The following is a 26,207-nucleotide window of genomic DNA, read 5'->3' as shown; positions in this document are numbered from 1 at the left end:
GCCCCTTCACTTCCACGACGTTCGATGATGCTGGGATTTTGCCCGCGACCCTTTTCCATCTCCCAAATCACTCACCTGAAGGATATTAATGAGCGATACGCTGAAAAAGCTCTCCTGGGACAACCTTCGCATCGTGAAGGTGATCGGTGAGGTGGGAAGCCTGTCGGCCGCGGCTTCCGCTCTGGGCGTGAACAACTCGACAATGTTTCGCAAACTTACCCAGATCGAGGAAAGTCTGGGGGTGGCCCTGTTTGACCGGCGTCGCACCGGCTATGTGCCGACGCTTGCAGGGGCCGAAGTGATCACGCTCGCGCAACGGCTCGAGCTCGACATTGTGAGGGTGACGCGTCGCGTATCGGGCTTTGAACAGGAGCAGGCCGGCGACCTGCGCGTGACGACCAGCGATTCGCTTGCATTGCATCTCGCACCGATCATTGCGGACTTTAATGCGTGCCATCCCCTCGTCCGGGTCGAGATGATCGTCTGCAACGCTTCGCTGAACCTTGCACGAGGAGAGTCCGATGTTGCCGTCAGGGCAACCGACGTGCCGCCGGAGAACCTCTTCGGCAGGAAGGTCGCCAGGATCGGCTGGGCGCCCTATGGTCGCCGATGTGACTTCACGGAAGGCTGGCCTCATCCTCATGAGCTCTATCGCCGCATTTGGGTTTCATACAGCGGCGGGCTATCGAATCTGAAGGCTTACAAGCTAGTTGAGGCTCATGTGCCGCAGCAAAACATCGCCTGCCGGTTCGACTCGGTCGTGGGCATTGCGGCGGCCATCTCGGCAGGCATCGGCGCCGGATATCTACCGTGTATGCTGGGGGACCTCACTCCGGACCTTATGCGTATCGGACCGGTCGATCCGTGCCTGGCGGATGACCTGTGGCTCTTGACCCATCCTGACATCAGGAGGTCGGGCCGGATCTACGCCTTCATGACGCATTGCGCAGCCGCGATCAGCCGGCAGCGCGCCTTTATCGCGGGACAGCAAGAATCTCCTGTGGAGCCCTGGTGCTCGCACGAAGGAGCCTAGTCCCAAACCCGCTGCTTCTGCTCTCCGGCGCAAAGCTGGGCGGGACCGTGCGATCACGGTCGTTTGGAGGTAATGAGGATGTCTGCTGTCGCGTGCAAACTCAATTTGCAATCGCGCAAGACCTCTCTCGCCGAAATGCATCTGGCGTGACCGGCGGGCAAAAACTTAACCTTCGTTCGCCATCGCCTCGAAAGCTGCCGTCCTCCTAGCTTTCTACAGGTTGGTAGAAGTCAAACTCACGAACAGATTGCAGAGAAAGGAAGAATTATGGCGAACCCCTCAAGGAGCAAATCAAGTGTCCTGCCGACAGGTGGCGGTGCAGCACTGATTGATGCCTCCGATTCCGTCATACTGTTGCTCGACCATCAGGCCGGTCTGTTCCAGACCGTCAAGGATATCCCGGTCGCGGACCTGCGGAGGAACGTCGAGATGATCGCCAAATTGGCGGCGTTGCTGAAGATCCCGGTCATCACGACTGCATCCGAGCCAAACGGGCCGAATGGCCCGCTGATGCCGGAGATCCATGAATATGCGCCGCATGCGGTCTATGTGCCGCGCAAGGGCGAAGTCAACGCCTGGGATAACGAGGACTTTGTCCAAACGGTGCGTTCCACCGGGCGCAAGACGCTAATCATGGCAGGTGTCTGGACCAACGTCTGCGTGATGTTCCCGGCGCTGGACGCAACGGCCGCCGGCTACGACGTCTATGCAGTGATCGACGCTTCCGGCGACCCGAGCGAGTTGGCGTCGCGGACGACATTGGCTCGTTTCGTTCAAGGCGGCGTTATCCCGACGTCGACGAATGCGCTGCTGTCCGAGCTTCACCGCACGTGGCGGCGCCCCGAGGCGGCTGAACTTGCAAAGCTGTATGGTCTGGTCGCACCCAATTACGCCGCCGTGGCAGAGAGCTACCAGAAGGCTCAGGAAGTCGCCAAGCAGCCAAAATGACAACGGCCTTTGGTCGGACGCCGCACGCGGGCGCATGGAGGTGCCGATCCACGGTACTTCCGTGCGCCTGCGTATTTCCTCGAATGGATTGGCGGCAACATGGCACCGCAGCATGAGGCGACATCATGAAAATTTATCTGCTTTCCCTTGGTGCCGGTCTGCTCGTCGGGATCGTCTATAACCTGTTGAACGTCCGATCGCCCGCGCCGCCAGTGGTGGCGCTACTCGGCTTGCTCGGCATCCTGATCGGCGAGCAGATCATCTCTGTAGGTAAGCAACTGCTGTCGGGACAGGCTTTCCAGGTAGCCTGGTAGCAGGAGCAGGCTACTGATTGCGCGGCAGGATGCTTGATCGCGGCACCTTGCCGCGACCAAGCGAGAATGTCGCCAATCAGGCGAGATCGAAGCGATCGGCGTTCATGACCTTGTTCCAGGCCGCGACGAAGTCCTTGACGAACTTCTCCTTGGCGTCGGACTGGGCATAGATCTCGGCGAAGGCGCGAAGCTGCGAGTGCGAGCCGAAGATCAGGTCGGCGCGGGTGCCGGTCCACTTGAGTTCGTTCGTCTTGCGGACGCGTCCTTCGTAGACGCCGTCCTTGCCGGTGAGCGGAACCCACTGCGTCCGCATGTCGAGCAGGTTGACGAAGAAGTCGTTCGTCAGCGTCTCAGGCTTGTCGGTGAAGACCCCATGCTCCGGCTGACCGGCCTTCAGCACCCGCAAGCCGCCGACGAGCACCGTCATTTCCGGTCCGGTCAGCGTAAGCAGCTGGGCGCGATCGACCAGTGCCTCTTCCTGCTGCATGAACTGCATCCTGCCGCTGTTGACATAGTTGCGGAATCCATCGGCACGCGGTTCGAGCGGAGCGAAGGAATGCGCGTCGGTCTGCGCCTCAGAGGCATCCATCCGGCCCGGCTTGAATGCTACCGCAACATTATGACCGGCCGCCTTCGCCGCCTTTTCGACACCGGCAGCGCCTGCAAGGACGATCAGGTCGGCGAGCGAGATCTTCTTGCCGCCGCTCTGGGCAGCGTTGAAGTCCTTCTGGATGCCTTCCAGAACACCGAGAACCTTGGCAAGCTGTGCCGGCTGATTGACGTCCCAATCCTTCTGCGGCGCGAGCCGGATGCGCGCGCCATTGGCGCCACCGCGCTTGTCGGAGCCGCGGAAGGTCGAAGCAGAAGCCCACGCGGTCGAGACCAGTTCCTGTACCGAAAGACCGGTCGCGAGCACCTTGGCCTTCAGGTCGGCGATGTCCTTGTCATCGACGAGCGGATGATCGACGGCCGGAACGACATCCTGCCAGATGAGGTCTTCAGCCGGTACTTCCGGACCCAGATAACGGACCTTCGGACCCATGTCGCGGTGCGTCAGCTTGAACCAGGCGCGGGCGAAAGCGTCGGCGAAGTCAGCCGGATTTTCGAGGAAGCGGCGAGAGATCTTTTCGTAGATCGGATCGAAGCGCAGCGACAGGTCGGTGGTCAGCATGGTGGGGAGATGCTTTTTCGAAGCATCATAGGCATCCGGAATGGAAGCATCGGCGGTCTTGGCTTGCCACTGATGTGCGCCCGCCGGGCTCTTCGTCAGTTCCCATTCGTATTTGAACAGGTTTTCGAGGAAGTAGTTGCTCCACCGGGTCGGCGTCTGCGACCAGGTAACCTCCAGGCCGGCGGTGATAGAATCCTTGCCGACACCGGTGCCGAAGGTGCTCTTCCAGCCAAGGCCCTGATCTTCGATCGCGCCGCCTTCCGGCTCTGCACCGATAAACGACGGATCGCCGGCGCCATGCGTCTTGCCGAAGGTATGACCGCCGGCGATCAGCGCCACAGTCTCCTCGTCGTTCATCGCCATCCGGGCGAAGGTTTCGCGGATATCATGCGCAGCCGCGACCGGATCGGGATTGCCGTTCGGACCCTCGGGATTGACGTAGATCAGGCCCATCTGCACGGCGCCGAGCGGTTCGGCGAGCTGCCGTTCGCCGCTATAGCGCTCGTCGCCGAGCCAGGTGCCTTCCGGACCCCAGAAGAGCTCCTCCGGCTCCCAGCTATCGACGCGGCCGCCGGCAAAGCCGAAAGTCTTGAAGCCCATGGATTCGAGGGCAACGTTGCCGGTGAGGATCATCAGGTCGGCCCAGGAAATCCTGTTGCCGTATTTCTGCTTGATCGGCCAGAGCAGGCGGCGGGCCTTGTCGAGGTTGGCGTTGTCCGGCCAGCTGTTCAGCGGGGCGAAACGCTGCTGACCGCCACCGGCGCCGCCACGGCCGTCGGTGATGCGGTACGTACCGGCGCTGTGCCAGGCCATGCGGATGAAAAGGCCGCCATAGTGGCCGAAGTCGGCCGGCCACCAATCCTGCGAATCGGTCATCAGCGCATGAAGATCTTTCTTCACAGCATCGAGATCGAGCTTTTTAAACTCTTCGGCGTAGTCGAACGCCTTGTCCATCGGATCGGCGACGCCGGACTTCTGGTGAAGAATCTGAACGTTGAGCTGGTTCGGCCACCAATCCCGGTTCGCTCTGCCGCGCGGCGTATGGGCGACGGGACATTTGCCGGCGTTTTCGCTAGGTTTCGTATCCATAGCTCTCTCCTTGATTGCTCATGTCTGCATTCGGACGGGGAATGTTGCGAAGTTCGCATCAGGATTATCGGCTCACTTGAGTTTAAGCCTCAGCTCACCGTCAGACCAGAAACGAAATAGACGGCTATCCTCCCTAGGCTCCCTCATACCGGAAGAACCGTGCAAATTTAAGTTGGATTTACTGATCACCGCAATAAGCTGGGCTTATGAACTTCCGGTGAGATGCCAAAAGAAATTCTTATGTCATCCTACCCCATTCGTGTCGCCGGCGGCCTAACCAATCCGGCAACGGAAATGGAACCTTAGCATCCGCCCAATGTTCGGAGTGCAGCCAATACGGAACCCCATCTGAAGTTCCAATGTCTGAATTCTGAAGAAGCTTCGGCTCCTTCGTGTCATGGGAGATTGATATGCCGCTAGTACTGACGAGTGCCGCCTTCGTGGACGGCGCCCCCATTCCCGTCAGGCACACACGGCTTGGCGAGAATATCGCGCCACCGCTGTCGTGGACCGGAGCGCCTGCCGATACCAAAAGCTTTGCCCTCATCCTCGAAGATCCCGACGCGCCTCGCGGAACGTTTCGCCACTGGGGCGTCTACAATGTAGCCGCTGAGCCCAGCGGATTGTCCGAGAGCTCCGACGCAGCGCCGGGTGGCGGACCACGCTTTTGCAAGAATGATTTCGGCAACGCGCGATACGACGGACCGCAGCCGCCGAAAGGACACGGCGTCCACCATTATCATTTCAGCCTTGCCGCGTTGAATGTTCCAAGCCTCTCACTCCCCTCGTCGCCCGGAATAGAGGCGATGTGGAAAGAGGCGAAGAAACACGCCATCGCGAACGCCTCCTTGATTGGCACTTTTGAACTGGCTTAGCGGCGCTCCGCCTAAGATGCGGACCGCACATGCGAAATTATCCCGAAACCAGGGAAGCGACCATTTCCCGGCTCGTTGGCATGCACTCACCGGCGCACAGCGAGATCCCTTACATGCTTCCGAACTACCAAGCTTGAGGATCGTTCCTTCAAGAAGTGAGACGATACGATGGTTCTTATGGTTCAGCCGCGGCTGGTCAACGGCGCCTTTGGCGACCCAAGCCTGTTCCTTGACTTTAGCTTTGGAAGGCGGGCCATCCTGTTTGATCTTGGCGATATCAGAAACCTGTCGGCGCGTGAGACCCTTCGTGTGCGGCATGTATTCATCTCTCACATGCACGTAGACCACTTCATTGGCTTTGATGAACTGCTGAGGCTTTTTCTCCATAAGGAGGTCAATCTCCATCTCTACGGACCTCCGGGTCTGATCCGCGCCGTCCAGGCGAAACTTGGCGGCTATACCTGGAACTTGCTCAACCAGACGTCTCCTGACTTCAGACTGCACGCGTGGGAATGGAGCCCTGAAGGCTTCTGCAGCCGGCAAAGCTTCCACGCGCGCTGCCGATTTGAGGCAGGAAAGGCGCGTCAGGAAGCGCTGCGGTCGAAAGTCCTGCTCGAGGAACCGGACTTCTATGTGGAAGTGGAAATGCTTGATCACGGTATTCCATCTTTGGCGTTTGCCTTTCAGGAGAGGCTTAAGGTGAATGTCCACAAGTCCAAGCTCGATGCACTTGGCCTCCCGGTGGGGCCTTGGCTCTCCACGGCAAAGAAGCTTGTCCGCTCGGGCGCTCCAGGCGACACGGTTGTTGTCGTCGACCCGGAAAGAGAAGTGGCGCTGGCGGACCTGATCGTCGCGCAAGCGCTCGTATCTGATCCTGGTGAGCGTGTGGCTTATGCCACTGATTTTGCCTATACCGATGAAAACGTCGAGCGCGTCGTACGGTTGGCACAGCGTTCGGACTATTTCTTCATCGAAAGCACGTTCCTCGATGCGGATGCAGCCATTGCTTCATCAAGGCGCCACTTGACCGCTCACCAGGCTGGCGAGATCGCCGCGAGGACGTTTGCAAAACGCGCCGTTCCGATGCATTTTTCGCCACGTTATCTCGGCCGGGAGGAGGAGTTGCTGGCGGAGTTCGAGCAGGGACGGAACTCCCGGCGATCGCGGCAGAATTGACGCGGCATCTTAGTGTATGATCGCCGGCAAGACGAAGGCTACTGACGGTGGCGGCGATGAAGAACGCGCTTTCGGCATCTGATGCTTCTGCACTCGTTGCGGCTGCTGTTGACTGGTTGGTCGATAGCGGGCTTGGCGGCCGCGACGTGCGGGAGCTTGTCGAAGGCTTGGCGCACCGCCTCAATACGGGCGGTGCTGCGGTCGACCGGGCCGGATGCTCGATTCTGACCCTCCACCCACAAATCGTTTCGCAAGAGGTCACCTGGTGCTCGGACGATGACAGCGCAACCACAAAATACTACACGCCAAAGCTGATGGAAGACCTAGACACCCGACGCGGTCCGTATTTCGAGCTTGCCTTGAACCGGCTGAGGTACAAGCGCTTTCTTCTTGGTGAAGGCGTGGACGACGACATGTCATTGCTCACGCGGCTTCGAGCCGAAGGCTACACCGAATATTTCGGTTTCTTCCATGCAACCGGCGGTGCCGCGGCGTTATCGCCATTTGCACGCCGGGTTGGTCTTGTTCCTTGCGTCGTGGGTTCCTTCGCCACCCGTCGCCCCGGCGGCTTTGGCGAGACCGAAATCGAGTGCTTCAAGTCTGTTTCCACGACATTGGCCCTGGCAGCAAAAGCGCGGTCAACCTTTGAGACGGGCTCTCGTCTCCTCGACATCTATATAGGCCGCTCCTGCGGGTCTCAGGTGCTTGACGGACGCATCACGCGTGGCGACTCGGAGCGCATTACTTGCGGCATCTGGTTCTGCGACCTGCGCCAGTCCTCCCGACTCGTCAGCCAATTGGGCCTGGACGATTACATTAGCCTTCTCAATCGATATTTCGACATCACTGTCGGGACGGTCATGGGCGCAGGCGGTGAGGTCTTGAAGTTCATCGGCGATGCCGTCATGGGCATCTTTCGCTCGGATCACCCGGAGAGCGACCTCGATATGCGTGAACGTGCGCTCGCCGCCTCGCTGAATACCCTGAGGATATTCGCGCCCTGAATGCAGCCGGCCGACCTCTGGACGTCGGCATTGCCCTGCACGTCGGAGAAGTCATGTATGGCAATGTGGGTACTGACGAGCGGCTGGACTTCACCGTCATCGGCCGCGCGGTCAACGAGGCGGCGCGGCTTCAGGGGCTAACCAAGCAACTGGGACAGCCGGTGCTGGCTTCGGCGTCGTTTGCCGAACCGTTTCTCGAACGCTTTGACTTCGCCGGAGCGCATGCGGTCGCAGGCTTCGATCACATGCTGAAAACCTATGTTCCACGCAGCTGCGCAGCAAGCCCTCCTGACGTGCAAGCGCGAAGTCCAGAGCCTCCCCTTATGATCTGGATCGCGACTAAGAAACGACCGTAATAACCGCCGGACGGAAGCAGGCCACGCCCGTAGCTTTGCGGCTGGCGACGATGGGATGACGCCGACCCGGACAATTGTCATCCCGCGCGAATTGCCGAGTTGCCTCAGCTCTCACCAAGTTCGAATACATGGTGATGGATGCGCCCCTCGAACATTTCGAGCAGGCCCTTGGTCATCTCCCGGCTCTCGTAGCGCACGGGAGATTCCAGTGCCGCCGCCAGCGTCTCGCGGCTTTCGTACATCGTCGACAGAACCATCGAATAAGACGGAGCGCCCTCGTCGCGCTCAAGGGCGTAAAGTACGCGCACTTCCTTCACGCCCGGAAAAGCTCGCCACATGGGCATCAGCTTCTCGGCGACATAGAGCTTGAAGGCCTCTTCCTGGCCGGCATGGATCGTGCCCTCGAAAAGGGCTTGGCGGATGATCATTGTGGAACTCCGATTCATTTTTGTCCGACGCAATTCCGGACGGAAAAACGTTTCACGCTTTTCCTGGGATTGCTCAGTTGACGGTCGTCGGCGGCTTTTCGCCGGCGAAATGCGCGGCGATGTTGGCGAGCACCAGCTCGCCCATGGCGACACGGGTCTCGACCGTGGCGCTCGCCTGATGCGGCATCAGCACCGTATTGGGCGCGGTGAAGAAATCCTCGCGGATCTTCGGCTCATTGACGAAGACATCGAGGCCGGCGCCGGCAATCGTGCCGTCGTTGAGGGCGGCAAGCAGCGCATCCTCGTCGACCACGGAGCCGCGCGCGATGTTGATCAGTACGCCCGTTTTTCCGAGTGCCTTCAGCATGTCGGCGCTGACGATGTTCTGGGTGGCGGCACTCGCGGCGATCGTCAGCACGAGGATATCGCTGTCTTCCGCCAGGGCTACCGGCGAGGCACAGACTTTCCAGGCGACGTCGGTGATCGGCGAACGGTTCCAGTAGCGCACATCCATGCCGAAAGCCTCGGCACGGCGGCCGAATGCCTTGCCGATCTGGCCGAGGCCGAGAATACCGACCCGCTTGCCCTTGGGGCTGTGGCCGAGCGGAAACGGCTCCCTGCCCCACTTGCCGTCGCGTACGAAGCTGTCGCCCTTGGCGACGTGACGGAGCACGGCGAGCGTGAGCGCGATGCCGAGATCGGCGACATCGTCGGTAAGCACGCCCGGCGTGGTCGTGACGTCGACATTGCGGCTGCGGGCGAATTTCAGGTCCACCTTGTCGGTGCCGACGCCGTTGATGGCGATGACGCCGAGCGACGGCAGCTTTTCGAACCACTCGTTGGAAAGGCCGGTGCCGCCGCCGGTCGCGACCGCGCGGATGTTCGGGAGCGCTGCCTCCAGCGCCGCCTTGCCGTCCGGATCATACATGCGATGAACCGTATAGGCATCGTCGAGCTTGTCCTCGATCAGCTTCATCATCGGTTCGACGAGCAGAATGTCTGGCTTCACGTCCGGAACTCCGTATGTTTTGAATAGTTTCAGCTCAGGAAATCTGGCCCAGGAAGGTCTTGAGGCGCTCGTTCTTCGGATTGCCGAAGAATTCGGCCGGAGTGCCCACTTCGAGGATCTCGCCGCGGTCCATGAAGATCACCCGGTCGGCGACTTGGCGTGCGAAGCCCATCTCATGGGTGACGCAGAGCATGGTCATGCCTTCCTTGGCGAGGTCGATCATCGTGTCGAGCACCTCCTTGACCATTTCCGGGTCGAGCGCCGAAGTGGGCTCGTCGAAGAGCATGATCTTCGGGTTCATGCACAGCGCACGGGCAATCGCCACGCGCTGCTGCTGGCCGCCGGAAAGCTGCGCCGGGTATTTTTCCGCCTGCTCGGGAATGCGCACCCGCTCCAGGAATTTGCGGGCGGTCTTTTCCGCCTCGGCCTTCGAGATGCCGCGCACCTTCATCGGCGCCAGGGTGCAGTTTTCCAGCACCGTCATATGCGGGAAGAGGTTGAACTGCTGGAAGACCATGCCGGTCTCTTGCCGCACGATATCGACATTCTTGCCGCCGGCGGTCAGATCATGGCCGTCGACGACGATCCTGCCCTTCTGGATCGTCTCGAGCTGGTTGATGCAGCGGATCAGCGTCGACTTGCCGGAACCGGAAGGACCGCAGATGACGATCCGCTCCCCCCGGTTAACCGAAAGCTCGATGTCCTTCAGCGCGTGGAAGCCGCCATACCATTTGTCGACGCCCTCCATGCGCACGGCCAGATCGGAAGCTCCCCGCACGCCGGCGCCCAATGCGTTTGCTTTAGCCTCAGTCATGCGAGGAACTCCCTTCGATACTTACTTCTTTGCAGTCGCCACGAAGTCCGGCAGCGGAGCATCCAGCCACTTCTGGTGGATATCGTTGAGTTCGCCGTCTGCCTTGACCTTGTCGATGAAGGCGTTCACCGCCGCCAGCAGTTCGGTCGAACCCTTGCGAACGGCAATGCCCTGAACTTGCTGGCTGAGCTGAAGCTTCTGCTCGAAGTGGCCCGGAGCGGCCTTTTCGATCTGGGCGGCGACGACGTTGGAGACGCCGATCAGTTCGACCTGCCCCGAGAGGAGAGCCTGCACAGCGCTGGCATCGTCATCGAAGCGCTGAATCTTGGCATCCTTCGGCGCGATTTTGGTTACCGCAGTGTCCTGCGTCGACGCGCGCGCCACGCCGATCGTCTTGCCGGAGAGGTCTTCCGGCTTGGAAACCTTTGCGTCGCTCGCGCCGAAAACGCCGATGGAAATGCCGGCATAGGGCTGCGAGAAGTCGACGCTCTTGGCGCGCTCCTCGGTGATCCCGAGCGAGGCGACGAGCAGGTCGACCTGGTTGCTCTGCAGGTAGGGAATGCGGTTCGGACCGGTGACCGGCACGATCTGCACCTTCACGCCCCATTCCTTGCCGAGCAGCTTGGCGACGTCGGCGTCATAACCGTCGGGTTCGTTAGCAGTGTTCATGATGCCGAAGGGCGGGAAGTCGACCAGCATGCCGATCTTCACGGTCCCCGCGGACTTGATGCTTTCGACGGTCTGAGCGGCGGCCGTTGAGGCCATGGCGCCGACCATCAGGCCCGCGCCAATCGCGGCCATCATCATGCGTCTCGAAATATTCATGTTCCTTCCCTTTCAGTTATGCCGGGTTAACCTCCCTCCGGCGCGGGCCCGTTAGCGTGTCGTCGCGCGGGAGAATCTCAATTCCATACGGCGTGCCAGAACGGAGAGCGGCCAGCACAGCACGAAATAGACCGCAGCCACCGTGGAAAAGACCAGGAAAGGGCTGAAGGTCGCGTTGTTGATGATCTGGCCCTGACGGGTCAACTCGGTAAAGCCAATGATCGCCGCAAGCGATGTGCCCTTGATGAGCTGCACGAGGAAGCCAACCGTCGGCGCGACAGCGATCTTCGTCGCCTGCGGCAGGATCACGTACCGCATGCGGTTGTAATAGCGCAGGCCGAGTGCGGTGGCAGCCTCCCGCTGACCTGATGGCACCGCCTCGATGCAGCCGCGCCAGATTTCACCGAGGAACGCACTGGCATGCAGCGTGAAGGCGAAGGCAGCCGCAATCCAGGGATTGATGCCGAAACCCAGGATATTGAGGCCGAAGAAGACCAGGAAGAGCTGCATCAGCAACGGCGTGCCCTGGAAGATGCGGATGAAGCCGGTTGCAATGAGGCGCGGCCATTTCGTGTCGGAAACGCGCACGAGCGCGATGAACAGGCCGCCGATGCCGCCGCCCGCGAAGGCGATCGCCGAGAGCGCGATCGTCCATTGCGCCGCAATGACGATGATCCAGAATTCATTGATACCGAAAGGTCTGATAAGAGGCATTGGTCAGTCTCCCCTTACCGGCTCAGCGGATATTTGAAGGCGGCCTTCTCGATCGCCGAGAAGATCGTCGAGAAACCCACGGACATGCCGAGGTAAATCAGCGTGACGACGATGTAGACCTCGAAGCTCGCAAAGGTCGCCGACTGCAGGTCATTGCCGGCGGCGGCGAGGTCATCGGCCGAGATCGCCGAGACGACGCTGGAGGTCAGCATCAGATAGATGAACTGGCTGGTGAGCGATGGATAGACCGTGCGCAGCGCGGGCTTCATGATGATGTAGCGGAAGACCTGCAGCTTCGAGAGGCCGAGCGCCGTGCCCGCCTCGACTTGGCCCTTCTGGATGGATTCGATGCCCGCACGGATGATCTCGGTGCCATAAGCGCCGAAATTCACGACGAGCGCGAGAAGTGCTGCGCTGTTTGGCGTGAGCCGCAGGCCGAGCGACGGAAGGCCGAAGAAGATGAAGAAGATCTGCACGAGGAAGGGCGTGTTGCGGATGATCTCCACATAGGCGTCGATCAGCCAGCGCAGCGGCCCAATCCCGGATGTCTTGCCCCAGGCGCAGAAGATCGAAAGGATCAGTCCGAGGATCATCGCCGCGCAGGAAAGCTGAATCGTCAGCCAGGCGCCGAGCAGCAGCTGGTCGAGGCCCGCAAGCACAGGCGCGAAATTGAACTCGTACATGCCGGGAGCTCCTCCCCAAATTACCGAAACGGACGTCGCGCCTCCCCGCGGTCCTGCACTTAGATCGATCTAAAATGTTTCTTCACGGGCGTCAACCCGCAAATGATCGTCCAATTTTCAGCCAGGCCGGCCGCAGGACTGGCGAATGTGCAGGGTAGTGTCGTTCACCACGCGGCGTGGAGGCAAGTCCGGATTGCCGATACGCTCGACAAGGAGGCGCGCCGCCATTTCGCCGATGGCCACGGGGCCGGTCGCGACCGACGTGAGCTTTGGCCGGATGGCCTCCGCGTCCGCCACATCGTCGAAGCCAACCAGGGAAAGATCGCGGCCGATTGTCAGCCCGCGGTCATGAAGGCCGGCCGAGAGGCCTAGCGCCACGATATGATTGAAGCAGATCACCGCCGTTGGCCGTGTTGCCTGATCGAAAAGAAGGTGGGTCGCGTTGGCAATTTCGCCGAGTTGCGTTGGAAAATGGATGAGGATGCGGGGATCGAGATTCCGTGACAGCATGGCGTCGCGGAATCCGTCCACGCGTTCCTGATAAGCCGAGTGGATCGGACCAAGGACGGCAAAGGCGATCTTCTCGTGACCGAGCGACGCCAGGTAGTCTACCGCCTGGCGCATGCCCGCGGCGTAATCGACTCCGACATAATCCAGGCCGAGGGAAATATGGCGCAAGACCTGCACGACCGGCATGCCCCAATCGGCTATCTGATCTGAGAGCGCGGATTCCGTGCGTGCGGCCGGGCAGAGAATGACCCCATCGACGCCATGTTCGCGCATGCGTCGCAGGAGCATTTCCTGCCGTTCGACCTGATCCCCGCTGTTGGCGAGGATCACCACCTTGCCGGTCGCGCCGATGACTTCCTCGATGCCTGATAGGAGCTCTGCAAAGAAGGGATTGGTGAGGTTCGGGACGATGGCACCGATGATCTGGCTGCGTTCGACGCGCAGGCGTGCCGCGCCGATATTGTAGACATACCCCAAGTCTCGCATCGCCTGCTCGACGCGCATGCGCGTCTCGCTGCCGACCAGCGGGCTCTTGCGAAGGACAAGCGACGCGGTCGCGCGGGAGACGTTTGCCTGTCGCGCGACATCGACGAGCGTGACGCGAGTCTTTTTTCGTTCTTCAAAGGACATTGAGTACCGATGCGAAAGGGAGTGTGTGGAGAGAACTATAGTCGACAACGGAAGTCGGGCAAACGCTACCGCAGGTCTGGCACGCTTCATTGGTCACAGGCGACAGGCTCGGTTGACGGTCTACCCTCTGTGGGGGCGAACATCAAATAGCCAATCGTGTCAAGCGGAAGACGATCTCGACTGGCGGGAGAACCGCGTCGAAGCTGAACGGTCGAGCGCATTGGGACGAAGTTCAGCTGACGACATGGCGATCCTCGGAAAGCGGCGACGACCTGCATGTGATGGCATTGCAGGTGCGGCACTGCCGTTGTACTTTAGGCACCTGACATATGCGCAAAGTGCTCAGTGTATAGCCGGAGCCAAAGTCCGGTCGCGTTTCAACAGCCGAACGAATAGGCGCGGATATGGAGCTCATCGTCGCCCTTGGCCTGATCGTCTTCAAGGTCGCGCTGCTGATTGCGCTCCTGCTGCTGCTGCCCTTGCCGCTCACCTGGCTGGAACGCAAGATCGCCGGACACATGCAGCAGCGGCTGGGGCCGATGCGCGTCGGCTGGCACGGGCTGTTGCAGCCGGTGGCGGACGGCATCAAGCTCCTGACCAAAGAGGACCACATCCCGGCCGAGGCCGACCGCTTCCTCTTCAAACTCGCACCGATCCTGGCGCTCGCGCCGCCTTTTGTCGTGTTCGTGGCGATCCCCTTCGGCGAAAGCGTCTCGGTACTCGGCAACGAAATCACGCTTTACGTCTCCAACATGAATGTGGGGCTGCTTTTCGTCTTCGCGGTGATCGGGATCGAGGTCTATGGCGTCATCTTCGGCGGCTGGGCGGCCAACAGCAAATACGCTGTTCTGGGCAGCCTCAGAACCTGCGCGCAGATGATAAGCTACGAAATCCCGATGGGTTTCGCTGTTATCGGCGTGGTCATGCTGGCTCAATCCATGAGCCTGCTTGATATCGTGCGCGCGCAATCCGAGGTCTGGAACATCGTCTACCAACCGGTCGGCTTCTTCGTGTTCTTCGTCGCCGGACTGGCGGAGGCACAGCGCATTCCCTTCGACCTGGCGGAAGCCGAAGGCGATCTGGGGGCCGGGTTCCATACCGAATACAGCGGTATCCGCTTTGCATTCTTCATGATCAGCGAATATGCCATCGTATTGCTGGTGTCGGTCCTCGTGGTGATCCTGTTCTTCGGCGGCTGGAACGGCGCATTGATCCCCCTGCCACCCCTCCTCTGGTTCGCGCTCAAGGTCGCGTTCTTCGTCTATTTGTTCATGTGGTTTCGCTTCACCTTCCCGCGCTATCGCTACGACCAGCTGATGGCGATCGGATGGAAAGTCTTGCTTCCTTTGTCGATGGCGAACATAATCATCACTGGTCTTGTTTTCTTTTAGGGGCCGCATTGGCTCCGTAGTGGGGCGGCAATGTCGCACGCGCGGGACAGTATTGGAACATGGATCGGCTGGGCGTTCTTCGCCGATCTGGCGAGCGGTTTGGCTTTGACCTTCGGCTACATGTTCTCCAGACCCGTGACCATGCAATATCCGGACAAGGAAAAGTGGTTGCCCTACTCGCGTTACCGCGGGCATCACTTCCTGAAGCGCGACGAAGCCGGCGAGATCAAATGCGTGGCCTGCGAACTCTGCGCGCGGATTTGTCCCTGCGACTGCATCGAAGTCGTCCCGTACGAGGACGAGAACGGCAAACGTCACCCGATCAAATTCGAGATCGACACGGCGCGGTGCCTGTTCTGCGGGCTGTGCGAGGACGCCTGCCCGGCGGACGCGATCGCGCTTGGCCAGCAGTACGAATTCTCGAGTTTCTCCTCGCAGGACCTGGTGATCGGGCGTGACGATCTTCTCGATAAACCGGGCAAGGCGACGACCGGGGGAGGTGTTGTGGCTGCGCGCCTGAACGTCGAACAGAACGTTGTGGTCGAGGCGGGCGAGCCGCAGGGGTACAATTGGTGGCGTAATATTCGACGAACGTGAACGCGCTAACCGTCATGCCGGAGCGCGCAGAGAGGAGGCTCGTATGCATGTGTGCCAGATCTTGAATAGCAAGTCTCCCGAGATCATCTCGGTCACACCGGACCACACAATGGTGGAGGTCCTGAGGTTGTTTCGCGAAAACAACATCGGCTTCGTTATCGTCGGCCGTTTCCCCGGGGAATGCTTGGGCACGGTGTCGGAGCGCGACTGCTGCAATGCGGTCGCTGAGTACGGAAGCGAAGCGCCCATAATGCGTGTCAGCGACATGATGAACCGCAGTGTGGCGACCTGCTCGACAGAGGATTTGCTGCCTCTTGTGATGGCGATCATGACCGAGCGGCGTACGCGCCATGTGCTGGTCATGGATGGCGACGACATTGCCGGCATCGTCAGCATCGGCGACGTGGTCAAGTACAGGCTCGATGAAGCGATGCGCAACGAGCAGGACCTGCAGGATTACATCTGCGGGGTCAGCTATCACTGACGAGACTCGCCGAGCTAGGGTGAGCCACCGGCGCTGCCTTGGCCAAAGTTCTCGGCCCCCAGTCCGAGCCCTGCTGCGGTGGAGGTTCCGAAGGCCGCGTGCGCCTTCTCAACCTCCACCGGACATGGGTATTCGCCCCGCCGCATCAGGCTGTTGAGACGCAAAGCTCGGTAGTTTTCGGGAACGAACACAAGGCCGCTGGGAAAGCGCTTGTTGACCTTGAGCTGCGCAGTCAGCTCGCCCTGGTCGGATCGCACGACCACCTGATCGCCATCCGAAAGACCCAGCTGCGCAGCATCCTCTGCGCCCATCTCCACATAGGGATCGTCCGCGACCGTATTCAGGATCTCCGAGTGTTCGGAAAGATATCCGTTGTGGAACAAGCAGTTGCCGGTGACGAGCATGAACCGGCCGGTTGCAATGGGCGCAGGCGCTAGCGCGAAGAACCCGCCAGTCGGCGGCGCAAGGGCGGCTTTGGTAAACGCTCCGTCGGCACCAAGCCCATCCTGCGTCAGTCCCTCGTACGCCGGAACAAACCGGGCAATCTCGTCGAAAATCTCGCGTTGAATCGATGGCCGCAACGACTGGTCCCGAAGGGCCGTGACGAAGTCGAAGATCGCCAGGTTGCTCCGCGCCTCGGCGACGGGCTCACGGAACTTGCAGACCTTCTGGATCCGGCCTTCGTTGTTGGTGAAAGTACCGGATTCCTCGCCATAACTCGCGGCGGGCAGCACCACATCGGCCAGGCCCGCCGTATCCGTGAGGAATGCGTCCTGCACCATCAGGAGATCGGCGGCGCGAAGCGCCCGCTCGGCGAACTTCCGGTCGGGATAGGACATCAGCGGATCGCTTCCGGCGATATAGAGCGTGCCCATTCGCCCCCGATCACAGAGTTCCAGCATGCCGTCGAAATCCGCGCCTGGTTCAGACGGGATCTCGGCGCCCCAGACCTGTTCGAAAATTGCGCGCGCCGCATCGTCGGCGACCGCCCGCAGCCCCGGTAGAGCTGCCGGTAGAACGCCCATATCCCAGGCACCCAGCTGGTTGGCGCGGTCAAAGAGGAACTGCAGCGCCAGTTCCTTGTTGAGTGCGCGAAGAACCTGCACGAGGTTGCTGAGCTGCCGCAATGTCTCGCGCGCCAACGGCGACCTCAGGAGATCGGCGCTGACAAGCACGCTGACGCTCCGGCCCTCCAGCAGCGCCGCGGCCAGGCGGGACGGTTCGTCGCCGCCGGTGGCCACTGCTGGCCCGCCCATTGTCGCGCCGATGCCCACAAGCACCTCGTCCGGCAAGTCCTTGCTGGCCGCCACGATGCCAGCCACCGCCGCAAGGCTCGCAGCCTCACCGCCCGGCAGAACGCGAACGACCGCCCGGGCATCGGCGTCCAGGCGGGATGGGCGTGCCGAGAGCATGAGCAATCCCGTCTGCCGCCGCCGCGCGGCGTCGCGCAACAGATATTCGGTCACCGGGTTTTCCTCGGTCACGTTGCCGCCGATGACGAGCACGCAGTCGTTGCCGATGACCTCCGCCAGCGGCGCGCGGCTGTAGAAGCCCTTCACCAGTGGACCGAGCGCATCGAACGGCGTCGACCAGCGCGACGAGCAGTCGATGTTGTTGGTCCGGAATACCGTCCGCATCATTTTCTGAAACTGGTAGAGCATCTCGTTGGGAAGGCGCGGCGAGGCCAGCCCGCCCGCAGCCTTTCCCTCGACCGCCGACAGACGCCGCTGCAGGTAGTCCCCCGCTTCTTCCCAGGAAACCGCAACGAGGGCGCCATCGCGACGGACCATCGGTCGCTTGATCCTGTCCGGGCTCGCGACGAAATCGAGGCCGAAGCGCCCTCGCACGCAGAGCGTTTCGCGGTTGAGCCCCTCATCCCACTTCGAGCGCACGCGCATGAACTCGCCCTTGCGCGTGCCGACCGTCAGTTGGCATCCCGTACCGCAATGTGGGCAGACCGTATCGGTCTCGGCCAGATCCCAGGGGCGCGCCTTGTAGCGATAAGGGAAGCTCATCAGCGCGCCGACCGGGCAGACTTCGACGCAATTGCCGCACTGGTCGCAACTCGCAAGACTGCCCTCGAAGCCGGTAACGGCGGTATCCATGCCTTTCTCGACCGTACCCAAGGCAACCGCGCCGACCACCTCCTCGCACATCCGCACGCATCGCTGGCACTGGATGCAGCGGTTGACGTTCATGATGATGACCGGGCTGAGGCGGATGTCTTCGGAGTGGAACACACGTTTGGCATCGCGGAACCGGCTTTCGCGGGGGCCGTATGCCATCACCTGGTCCTGCAGCTCGCACTCGCCGCCCTTGTCGCAGATCGGGCAGTCGAGGGGGTGGTTGGCGAGCAGCATGTCGAGCATGGATGAGCGCGTTTCCTCGATCAGCGGCGTGTTCGTTCGCACCACCATGCCGTCCGTGACCGCGGTGGCGCAGGACGGCTGCAGCTTGCGCTGCCCCTCGATCTCGACCAGGCACATGCGGCATGAGGCCAGCGGCGGCAGCCGCTTCATGTAGCAGAAGGTCGGAATGTCGATGCCCAGACGTTCTGTCGCCTGCAGTATCGTAGAGCCCGCTTCCACTTCCAGCACTTGGTCATTGATCGTGACGCGAACCATGGCTTCCTCGCGGTCTTCTCCCGCACACCTCAGTGAAACGGGCACCTCCGCTCCTCGATATGGGCGACGAATTCATCATGGAAATGCTTAAGTGCGGCGCGCAGCCCCATAGCCGCGCCGTCGCCCAAAGCGCAGAACGTATTGCCGAAAATGCCCTTGCAGAGCGCATCCAGCTGCTCCAGATCACCCGGCTCCCCCTGCCCCGCCTCGACCCGGCGCAGCACTTTGACGGCCCAGTCCAGCCCTTCGCGGCATGGCGTGCATTTGCCGCAGGACTCGTGGTGGAAGAACTCGACGATCCGCGTCGCAACCTGGACCATGCAGGTCGAGTCGTCGATCACGATCACACCAGCCGAGCCGAGCATCGAGCCGGCGGCAGCCAGCGAGTCGAAATCCATCCCCACCTCGAGTCCGCTCTCCGGGATGACCGGTGCCGAGACCCCGCCCGGAATGACCGCCTTGATCTTCCGTCCGGGCAAGGCACCACCGGCGTGGTCCTCTACCAGTTCCCGCAGCGGTATGCCCATCGGCAACTCGTAGAGGCCGGGTTTGCGCACCTGTCCGCTGAGGCAGTAGAGCTTCGGCCCGGGGCTCCTGTCCGGGCCGATGTCCCGAAACCACTTTGCCCCCCGCATCACGATATGCGGCACGCAAGCGAGCGTCTCGACATTGTTGATCACCGTAGGGCTGGCGTAGAGCCCTTCGACCGCCGGAAACGGCGGTTTCAGGCGGGGCTGCGCTCGCTTGCCTTCAAGCGAGTCGAGCATCGCGGTCTCCTCGCCGCAGATATAGGCGCCGGCGCCGCAATGGATATGCACGTCAAATTCGAAATCAGAGCCGAGGATATTCCCTCCGAGGTAACCCCGTTCGTGAGCCTCGGCGATCGCCTGCTCCAGGCGGCGGATCGCCGTCACATACTCACCGCGGATGTAAACATACGCCGTCTTGGCGCCGATCGCGTAGGCGCTTATCGCCAACCCCTCGATGAGCTGGTGCGGGTCGCGCTCCATGATGATCCGGTCCTTGAAGGTGCCCGGCTCGCCTTCGTCGGCGTTGCAGCACAGATATTTCGGCTTGCCGGTCTGCTTCGGGACGAAGCTCCATTTCATGCCGGTCGGAAAACCGGCACCGCCGCGACCGCGCAGATTGGACTCTTTGACGAGGTTTATGAGCTCATCAGGCGTGTGCTCGCGCAACGCCTTCGCCAACGCCTGATAGCCGCCGCCAGCCTCATAGGCCGACAGCAAATGACCATCCGGCATGTCGATATTCTTGAGGAGAACCGGCTCGAACATGGCGCTACTCTCCCGGCCGTTGCGCGGAGGCGTGCTCAACGCCCGCTGCTTGCGGTGCTCTAGCCCGAAGGCTGTCCAGCAGTGCATCTACCTGCGCGACATCCAGATTGCCGTGATAGTCGTCGCCGACTTGCATTACCGGAGCCATCTCGCAGGCGCCGAGGCATTCGACGGTCGAAAGCGTGAACAGCCCATCCGGGGTGGTCTCGTCCTTGCTGATCGCCAGCATCGCTTCCAGATGCTTCAACAGCTCATCAGATCCGCACAGCATGCAGGAAACGTTGTCACAGAGCTGCAGGTGGAACAGGCCCACGGGTTCGGTATGGAAGAGCGTGTAAAAGGTCGCCAGCTCGTAAACCCAGATCCGCTCGACGCCGAGAATGTCGGCGACCTCCTCCAACACCGGGCCCGGCAGATAACCATGTTCCTTCTGCGCGATCAGAAGCGCGGGCATGATCGCCGAGCGCTGGTTAGGATACCGCGCCGCCGCCGCTTCGATCTTTTCGCGCATACTCATCGCGTCCAAATCCCCTGCTACTTGTCCACCTCCGCCATCACCGGATCGAGGCTGCCCAGCACGGCGATCATGTCGGCCAGGTAGCGTGCGTTGGTCACCCCATAGAGCGCCTGAAGATTGACGAAGGACGGGGCTCGCACCTTCATGCGGAACGGTTTCGGCGATCCATCGCTGATGATGTAGAACCCCAACTCGCCCTTCGGGGCCTCGATGGCTGAATAGACCTCGCCCTTGGGCACGTCGAAGCCATAGGCCGACAGGTCGAAATGCTGGATCAGCGCCTCCATCGAGCAATGCACGCGTTCCTTGTCCACCGGAAACGCGATCGTCGGCATGTCGATCTGGAACGGCCCTTCGGGCATCTGGTCGATGCATTGCTCTATGAGCCGCATACTTTCGCGCATCTCGTCGACCCGGCACCGCCAGCGCGCATAACAATCACCCTCCGTGCGGGTGATGACGTTGAAATCCAGCCGGTCGTAAATCTCGTAGGGTTCGTCGCGCCGGATGTCCCAGTCGACGCCCGAAGCGCGCAGGTTCGGGCCGCTGAGGCCGAGATCGATAGCGTCCTCGGGAGAGATCACACCGATCCCTTTCGTTCGGCTGAGAAACACCCGGTTGTTTTCGATCAATCGCTCGTAATCGCGGATCCGGTTCGGGAAGATGTCGCAGAACTCCCGGATCTTGGGGAAGAACTCCTGGGGCAGGTCCTCGCGCACACCGCCGACCCGACAGAAGGACGTGTGCATGCGCGCGCCGGTGATCATTTCCAAGAGGTCCATGATCATTTCACGCTCGCGCATGGCGTAAAGCAGCGCAGTCATGGCACCCAGATCCATCGGCAGCGCGCCGGTGATCAGGAGATGGCCGGAGATCCGCGCAAGCTCGGCCATCATCACGCGGATGTACTGCGCCCGGATCGGTGCTTCTATGCCAAGAAGTTTCTCCACCGCCAGTGCAAAGGCCAGGTTGTTCGAAGGCGGGCAAACGTAGTCGAGCCGGTCCGTCAGCGGAAAGATCTGCGTGTAAGTGAAGCTCTCGGCCAGTTTTTCGGTGCCGCGGTGAAGGTAGCCGATATGCGGGTCAACGCGCTCGACGTACTCCCCGTCCAATTCGAGAACGAGCCGGAGAACCCCATGGGTGCTGGGGTGCTGCGGGCCGAGATTGAGAAGCACTTCCTTGGTGTTGAGCGCTTCGCTTTCCGGTCTGCTGAGCTCGGTGACTTCGGTCATCTCAACTCCCGGGCATGCCTCCTTACGGAATGTCCCTGGTGGCGAGGTCCGGCTGCGTCGGCGGCGGGCCTTCGGCACCGAAGGGATTCAGTTTGTCCTTGTAGCCCCTTAAGGGGAAGTCCTTACGTTGGGGAAAGCCCTCGAAGCCCTCCCACATATAGATCCGGCGCAAATCGGGATGGCCCTCGAACCTTATCCCGTACATGTCCCAAGCTTCACGCTCATGCCAATTGGCGGTCCGCCAGACCCCTGTCACCGACGGGACGCGTGGCGGATCGCCAAGGCGGCACTTGATGCGAATGCGCCATTTGTTCGGCAGCGAATAGAGGTGGTACACGGCCTCATAGCGCGGTAGCTCGGGGTAATGATCGACGCCGCAGATGTCCGACAGAAAGTTGAACCGCAGCGCGGGGTGTTCCTTCAGAAACCGGCAGAACTCGACGATTGTCTCAGGTGGCACCGCAAAGGCATGAACACCGTGGCCGGTTCCCAGGTCCTCGATTGTTCCCTCGAAACGCTCCATGATCAGGGTGCGATTGAGAGACGGCTCCATGCTCATGACGCTGCAATCCGATCCAGAGGAGTTCCGGCTAACGCTCGGGATTTCTTGATTTTCTCCTGAAGCAGCAGGAAGCCGTGCATCAGCGCCTCGGGTCGAGGCGGGCAGCCGGGCACATGCACGTCCACCGGCACGAAGGTCTCCGACCCCTGCACCACGGCGTAGGTGTTGTAGACCCCGCCAGAGATCGCGCAGGTGCCCATTGCGATCACCCAGCGCGGCTCCGGCATCTGGTCATAAAGCCGCCGCACGACGGGGGCGAATTTCCGGGTCACGGTGCCGGCGATGATCATCACGTCGGACTGGCGCGGCGAAGGCCGGAACACCACGCCGAACCGGTCGAGATCGTAGCGCGCGCAACCGGCCGAGATCATCTCGATGGCGCAGCAGGCAATGCCAAAGGTCTCGGGCCACAGCGCCGACCTTCGGCTCCAGCTGATAATGCTGTCGGCCGTCGTGAACAGCACGCTGTCGCGGATCGCATTGTTTACGCCTCCCATTCCAGCGCTCCCTTCAGCCAGGCGTAGGCGAAGCCCACGATAAGCAGCAACATGAAGACGAACATCTCGACGTAACCGACCAGCCCGATCTCTCTCAGGACGACAGCCCAGGGAAAGAGGAACATCGCCTCGACATCGAAGACCACCAACAGGATCGCCAGCATGAAGAACTGCACCCTGAAGCGGCCGCCGGCGGCTTCGCCTGCAGGGTCCATGCCGCATTCATAGGGCATGTTCTTTGCGGGATAGGGATTGGAGGGGCGCAGCAACGAGGAGACAAACAGCGTCACCCCCGTCACCAGAAGAATTCCGGCGACCATGAAAAGAACCGGTAGGAATTCCATTGCGGTCATAATTCCAACGCCTCGCTCACCCACCGGGGGGCTTTGCTCGGGCTGCGATCGACCCCGCTCGGGGCCGGTATTGCGGTCGCCCCGGAAAGCGACTTCTGCAATCCTTTTCTTGCACTATCAGTGTATTCCGTCGGGCAGATCATTGCAAACCCAATAGATCAGCCACCAAGCACAGAATATTGAGCAAGCTTCAGAAACCACGACGGAAACAGGCCGATGCCGATGGTGCCGGCGGCCGTGAAGGCGAGCGTGACGCGGACCAGGGGTGTCAGCGCCGGCTCGAACGCCCTCTTCGGCTCGCGCATGTAGATCACCATGACGATGCGGATGTAGAAGTATGCCGCCGCGACGCTCAGCAACACTGCGATCACCGCCAGCAGGACGAAACCTCGCTCGACGAGTGCCACCAACACGTAGAACTTGGCGAAGAACCCCGCCGTCGGCGGAATACCCGCCAACGAGAACAGATAGAGCAGCATCAGAAGCGCCAGCCCGGGATGCGACTTGGCAAACCCTGCATAGTCTTCAATAATTTCGCCCGAGAAATTGCCGCTCCGCATCATGATGACCGCAGCGAAAATGCCGAGATTCATGAAGGCGTAGATCAGCAGGTAAAGCATCACGCTGGCAATCCCGTCCGCACTGCCGGCTACCACGCCGAAAAGAGCGAACCCGGCATGAGCAATGCTGGAATAGGCCAGAAGGCGCTTGAAGTTGTCCTGCACCAGCGCCACGAAACTGCCGAGCGCCATCGTCACCACCGCAATGACAGCGACGATGATCCAAACGTCCGAGGCCACGACCAGCGGGTTGAGGAACACCCGCAGGATCACTGCGAACCCCGCCGCCTTGGGGCCTACCGACATGAAAGCGGTAATCGTCGTCGGCGCGCCCTCATAGACGTCTGGCACCCACATGTGGAACGGCACCGCGCCGACCTTGAAGACCAGTCCGGCGACGATGAAGACCACCGCCAGCAATAATCCGGGATCGCGCGGATCGCCGGTCACCGCCGCAGCCATTCCGTCCAGTTGCGTCGTGCCGGTGAGCCCGTAGACCAGCGAAACGCCGTAAAGGAAAATTGCAGTCGAGACCGCCCCGAGGATGACGTATTTCAGCGCCGCTTCATTCGAGCGCCGTTCTTTCCGCAGGAAGCCGGTCAGCACATAGGTGCAGAGCACCAACAGCTCGAGTCCCACATAGATCGACATGAGATCGGTCGCCGAGGCCATGATCATCATTCCCGAAAGTGCAAAGAGCAGCAGGACATAGTATTCGCTGCTGCCGATCCCTTCGATGTCGGCATATTTTCGGGAAAGGAGGAATGTCAGGACGGTGGCGATGTAGAACACGAACTTGAAGAAGACCGCAAAACGGTCGATGACGAACATGCCCGTGTAGGCTGGCCGCACCTCGCCCGCCAGCATGAATGTCGCCAAGGCGGCGATCAGCACGACTGCGACGGACGCCCAGAGGAGGATATCTTCCTGCCCCTTCCGCACAAGCTGGCCCAGGATCAGCAGGATGCAGGCCCCCGTGACCACCACGATCTCGGGCAGGCTCGCAAGGACCGACTGGAAGAGCGCGGCAGCGGTCATTGGCCGCTCTCCTCGCCATGCACCTGCATCAGCAGATGCTTCGCCGAGGCGTCGATGATATTGAGAAAGGGGTTCGGATAAAGCCCGACCCAAAGCACGAAGATGGCCAGCGGCAGGATCGCGACCATTTCGCGTATGTTCACGTCGTGTATCTTGAACCGGGTGCTGACGCTCGCCGGACCAAGCGCAACGTTCCCATACATGCCAAGCAGATAGGCCGCGCTGAGCAACGCGCCCAAAACGGCGGCCGCGCCGACGGCCAGGTTGGCCGCAAACCCGCCTGAGAGCACGAGCAGCTCGCCCACGAACGAATTCGTTCCCGGCAGCGCCATCGATGACAGGGTAAACAGCGCGAGAAACGCGGTATAGACGGGTGCTGCCTTCATCAGCCCGCCGTATTCCGCCATGCTGCGCGTATGCGTCCGCTCGTAGATCAGGCCGACGAACAGGAACAACGCACCCGTCGTTACGCCGTGATTGAACATCTGCAGGATGCCGCCTTCGAGCCCGCGGAGGTTCAGCGCAAAAATCCCCAACGTCACGAAACCCATGTGGCTGATGCTGGAATAGGCCACCAGCTTCTTCAGGTCGTCCTGCGCAAGCGCAAGCAACCCGCCATAGACGATCGCAAGCGCCGAAAGCGCCAGCATCAGCGTCGAATAATACACCGACGCCTCCGGCAGCATCGGCAACGAGAACCGCAGGAACCCGTAGGCACCCATCTTGAGGAGAACTCCGGCGAGGATGATGCTACCCGCCGTCGGCGCCTGGACATGGGCGTCCGGCAGCCAGGTGTGGACCGGGACCATCGGCACCTTGACCGCAAAGGCGACCAGGAAGGAGAAGAAGAGCCACGACTGCACCGGGAACGGCAAATCCTGCGCCGTCAGGGCGAGAATGTCGAAGGTCTTGCCGCCGTTGAAATAGAGCACGATGACGCCGACAAGGAACAGGACGCTGCCCGCCAGCGTGTAGAGGAAGAACTTGAAAGCCGCATAGACCCGGCCGTCGCCGCCCCAGACGCCGATGATCAAGTACATCGGGATCAGCATCGCCTCCCAGAAGACATAAAACAGGAACAGGTCGAGCGCGCAGAAAACGCCGAGCATCAGCGCCTGCATGACGAGCAGACTGACCATGAACTCCTTCACCTTGCGGTCGATCGCGACCCATGAGGCGAGTACGCAGATCGAACCCAGCAGCGCTGTCAGGAACACAAAAAGTGCGCTGATTCCGTCAACGCCGAGCGCATAGCTGATCCCGAGCGCGGGCACCCACGGCCGTCTCTCGATGAACTGCATCGCGTGCGTCGTGGTGTCAAAGCCAGCCAGCATGGCGAGGCAGAGAGCGAGGTCGAGGATGGTGACACCCAACGCCGTCCACCGCACCGCATCGTCGCGGCGGAGCAGCATCAGAACCGCTGCCCCGGCGGCGGGCGTGAATACGATGAGGCTGAGGAGCGGGAAGCCCATTGCACC

Annotated in this window: 26 protein-coding genes and 1 pseudogene; 10 read left to right on the top strand and 17 right to left on the bottom strand. The window is 61.1% G+C overall.

All coding sequences use genetic code 11. From position 1 onward, the window contains the following. Positions 1–88: 88 nt before the first annotated feature. From HGP14_RS12040 to HGP14_RS12030, 3 genes and pseudogenes are all read left to right on the top strand, one after another. The gene (locus HGP14_RS12040) at positions 89–1,033 is read left to right on the top strand and encodes a LysR family transcriptional regulator (protein ID WP_168830060.1); all 945 of its coding nucleotides are present in this window, start codon (positions 89–91) and stop codon (positions 1,031–1,033) included. Positions 1,034–1,300: 267 nt separating this feature from the next. Next, positions 1,301–1,981, top strand: coding sequence for an isochorismatase family protein (locus tag HGP14_RS12035; RefSeq protein ID WP_168830059.1), 681 nt, complete (start codon positions 1,301–1,303; stop codon positions 1,979–1,981). Positions 1,982–2,106: 125 nt separating this feature from the next. Further along, positions 2,107–2,292, top strand: a pseudogene (locus HGP14_RS12030) (DUF1427 family protein); the annotation flags it as partial. Between the two features lie 79 nt (positions 2,293–2,371). Here HGP14_RS12030 and katG read toward each other — a convergent pair. Next, complete coding sequence (katG, locus tag HGP14_RS12025; RefSeq protein ID WP_168830057.1) at positions 2,372–4,555, bottom strand: catalase/peroxidase HPI; 2,184 nt, start codon at positions 4,553–4,555, stop codon at positions 2,372–2,374. 410 nt (positions 4,556–4,965) lie between these two features. Between katG and HGP14_RS12020 the strand changes: the two genes are divergently transcribed. The 4 genes from HGP14_RS12020 (at position 4,966) to HGP14_RS12005 (ending at position 7,966) form a co-directional block, all read left to right on the top strand. Next, the gene (locus HGP14_RS12020) at positions 4,966–5,430 is read left to right on the top strand and encodes a YbhB/YbcL family Raf kinase inhibitor-like protein (protein WP_168830056.1); all 465 of its coding nucleotides are present in this window, start codon (positions 4,966–4,968) and stop codon (positions 5,428–5,430) included. 168 nt (positions 5,431–5,598) lie between these two features. Then, positions 5,599–6,606 (top strand): MBL fold metallo-hydrolase, encoded by a 1,008-nt coding sequence (locus HGP14_RS12015; protein WP_168830055.1) that lies wholly within the window; start codon positions 5,599–5,601, stop codon positions 6,604–6,606. Positions 6,607–6,662: 56 nt separating this feature from the next. After that, positions 6,663–7,610, top strand: coding sequence for an adenylate/guanylate cyclase domain-containing protein (locus HGP14_RS12010; RefSeq protein WP_168830054.1), 948 nt, complete (start codon positions 6,663–6,665; stop codon positions 7,608–7,610). A 53-nt stretch (positions 7,611–7,663) separates the two neighbouring features. Then, complete coding sequence (locus HGP14_RS12005; RefSeq protein ID WP_246704427.1) at positions 7,664–7,966, top strand: hypothetical protein; 303 nt, start codon at positions 7,664–7,666, stop codon at positions 7,964–7,966. Between the two features lie 104 nt (positions 7,967–8,070). Here HGP14_RS12005 and HGP14_RS12000 read toward each other — a convergent pair whose 3' ends face one another. The 7 genes from HGP14_RS12000 to HGP14_RS11970 form a co-directional block, all read right to left on the bottom strand. After that, entirely contained in the window at positions 8,071–8,394 is a 324-nt protein-coding gene (locus HGP14_RS12000; protein ID WP_168830053.1) for a hypothetical protein, read from the bottom strand. A gap of 73 nt (positions 8,395–8,467) precedes the next feature. Next, entirely contained in the window at positions 8,468–9,373 is a 906-nt protein-coding gene (locus HGP14_RS11995; RefSeq protein ID WP_168830304.1) for a 2-hydroxyacid dehydrogenase, read from the bottom strand. 64 nt (positions 9,374–9,437) lie between these two features. Continuing rightward, positions 9,438–10,217 carry an amino acid ABC transporter ATP-binding protein gene (locus HGP14_RS11990; protein WP_168830052.1) on the bottom strand — a complete coding sequence of 260 codons (780 nt, stop codon included), beginning with the start codon at positions 10,215–10,217 and terminating at the stop codon, positions 9,438–9,440. Between the two features lie 21 nt (positions 10,218–10,238). Next, positions 10,239–11,042, bottom strand: a complete 804-nt coding sequence (locus HGP14_RS11985; RefSeq protein WP_168830051.1) for a transporter substrate-binding domain-containing protein — start codon at positions 11,040–11,042, stop codon at positions 10,239–10,241. 51 nt (positions 11,043–11,093) lie between these two features. Continuing rightward, on the bottom strand, positions 11,094–11,756 hold the full coding sequence (locus HGP14_RS11980) for an amino acid ABC transporter permease (RefSeq protein ID WP_205927125.1): 663 nt from the start codon (positions 11,754–11,756) through the stop codon (positions 11,094–11,096). A 14-nt stretch (positions 11,757–11,770) separates the two neighbouring features. Then, on the bottom strand, positions 11,771–12,439 hold the full coding sequence (locus HGP14_RS11975; RefSeq protein ID WP_168830050.1) for an amino acid ABC transporter permease: 669 nt from the start codon (positions 12,437–12,439) through the stop codon (positions 11,771–11,773). Between the two features lie 117 nt (positions 12,440–12,556). Further along, positions 12,557–13,579 carry a LacI family DNA-binding transcriptional regulator gene (locus tag HGP14_RS11970; RefSeq protein WP_168830049.1) on the bottom strand — a complete coding sequence of 341 codons (1,023 nt, stop codon included), beginning with the start codon at positions 13,577–13,579 and terminating at the stop codon, positions 12,557–12,559. A gap of 404 nt (positions 13,580–13,983) precedes the next feature. Between HGP14_RS11970 and nuoH the strand changes: the two genes are divergently transcribed. From nuoH to HGP14_RS11955, 3 genes are read left to right on the top strand one after another with little or no spacing between them, the layout of a single operon-like run. Continuing rightward, positions 13,984–14,970: an NADH-quinone oxidoreductase subunit NuoH gene (gene nuoH / locus HGP14_RS11965; RefSeq protein ID WP_168830048.1), complete on the top strand. Its 987-nt coding sequence runs from the start codon at positions 13,984–13,986 to the stop codon at positions 14,968–14,970. 30 nt (positions 14,971–15,000) lie between these two features. Continuing rightward, complete coding sequence (locus HGP14_RS11960; protein ID WP_168830047.1) at positions 15,001–15,567, top strand: NADH-quinone oxidoreductase subunit I; 567 nt, start codon at positions 15,001–15,003, stop codon at positions 15,565–15,567. Between the two features lie 43 nt (positions 15,568–15,610). After that, positions 15,611–16,051: a CBS domain-containing protein gene (locus HGP14_RS11955; protein ID WP_168830046.1), complete on the top strand. Its 441-nt coding sequence runs from the start codon at positions 15,611–15,613 to the stop codon at positions 16,049–16,051. 14 nt (positions 16,052–16,065) lie between these two features. On the opposite strand, the gene nuoG is transcribed toward HGP14_RS11955, so the two are convergent. The 9 genes from nuoG to HGP14_RS11910 all read right to left on the bottom strand — a co-directional run bounded on the left by nuoG (position 16,066) and on the right by HGP14_RS11910 (position 26,201). After that, complete coding sequence (gene nuoG / locus HGP14_RS11950) at positions 16,066–18,675, bottom strand: NADH-quinone oxidoreductase subunit NuoG (RefSeq protein WP_168830302.1); 2,610 nt, start codon at positions 18,673–18,675, stop codon at positions 16,066–16,068. Positions 18,676–18,704: 29 nt separating this feature from the next. Beyond that, positions 18,705–19,970, bottom strand: a complete 1,266-nt coding sequence (gene nuoF / locus HGP14_RS11945) for an NADH-quinone oxidoreductase subunit NuoF (RefSeq protein ID WP_168830045.1) — start codon at positions 19,968–19,970, stop codon at positions 18,705–18,707. 4 nt (positions 19,971–19,974) lie between these two features. After that, on the bottom strand, positions 19,975–20,487 hold the full coding sequence (nuoE, locus tag HGP14_RS11940; RefSeq protein WP_168830044.1) for an NADH-quinone oxidoreductase subunit NuoE: 513 nt from the start codon (positions 20,485–20,487) through the stop codon (positions 19,975–19,977). Positions 20,488–20,504: 17 nt separating this feature from the next. Further along, positions 20,505–21,719 (bottom strand): NADH dehydrogenase (quinone) subunit D, encoded by a 1,215-nt coding sequence (gene nuoD / locus HGP14_RS11935; protein WP_168830043.1) that lies wholly within the window; start codon positions 21,717–21,719, stop codon positions 20,505–20,507. Between the two features lie 22 nt (positions 21,720–21,741). Beyond that, complete coding sequence (locus tag HGP14_RS11930; RefSeq protein ID WP_168830042.1) at positions 21,742–22,278, bottom strand: NADH-quinone oxidoreductase subunit C; 537 nt, start codon at positions 22,276–22,278, stop codon at positions 21,742–21,744. Beyond that, positions 22,275–22,778 (bottom strand): NADH-quinone oxidoreductase subunit B family protein, encoded by a 504-nt coding sequence (locus HGP14_RS11925; protein WP_168830041.1) that lies wholly within the window; start codon positions 22,776–22,778, stop codon positions 22,275–22,277. The genes HGP14_RS11930 and HGP14_RS11925 overlap by 4 nt, the downstream gene beginning before the upstream one ends. Beyond that, on the bottom strand, positions 22,766–23,131 hold the full coding sequence (locus HGP14_RS11920; RefSeq protein WP_168830040.1) for an NADH-quinone oxidoreductase subunit A: 366 nt from the start codon (positions 23,129–23,131) through the stop codon (positions 22,766–22,768). The genes HGP14_RS11925 and HGP14_RS11920 overlap by 13 nt, the downstream gene beginning before the upstream one ends. Before the next feature lie 158 nt (positions 23,132–23,289). Next, on the bottom strand, positions 23,290–24,729 hold the full coding sequence (locus HGP14_RS11915; RefSeq protein WP_168830039.1) for an NADH-quinone oxidoreductase subunit N: 1,440 nt from the start codon (positions 24,727–24,729) through the stop codon (positions 23,290–23,292). Then, complete coding sequence (locus HGP14_RS11910) at positions 24,726–26,201, bottom strand: NADH-quinone oxidoreductase subunit M (protein ID WP_168830038.1); 1,476 nt, start codon at positions 26,199–26,201, stop codon at positions 24,726–24,728. The genes HGP14_RS11915 and HGP14_RS11910 overlap by 4 nt, the downstream gene beginning before the upstream one ends. Positions 26,202–26,207 lie beyond the last annotated feature (6 nt).

The organism is Rhizobium sp. P32RR-XVIII (genome assembly GCF_012641395.1).
GTDB lineage: Bacteria > Pseudomonadota > Alphaproteobacteria > Rhizobiales > Rhizobiaceae > Rhizobium.
The sequence above is the reverse complement of the archived record's forward strand: the minus strand, read 5'-3'. Positions and strand labels throughout refer to the sequence as shown.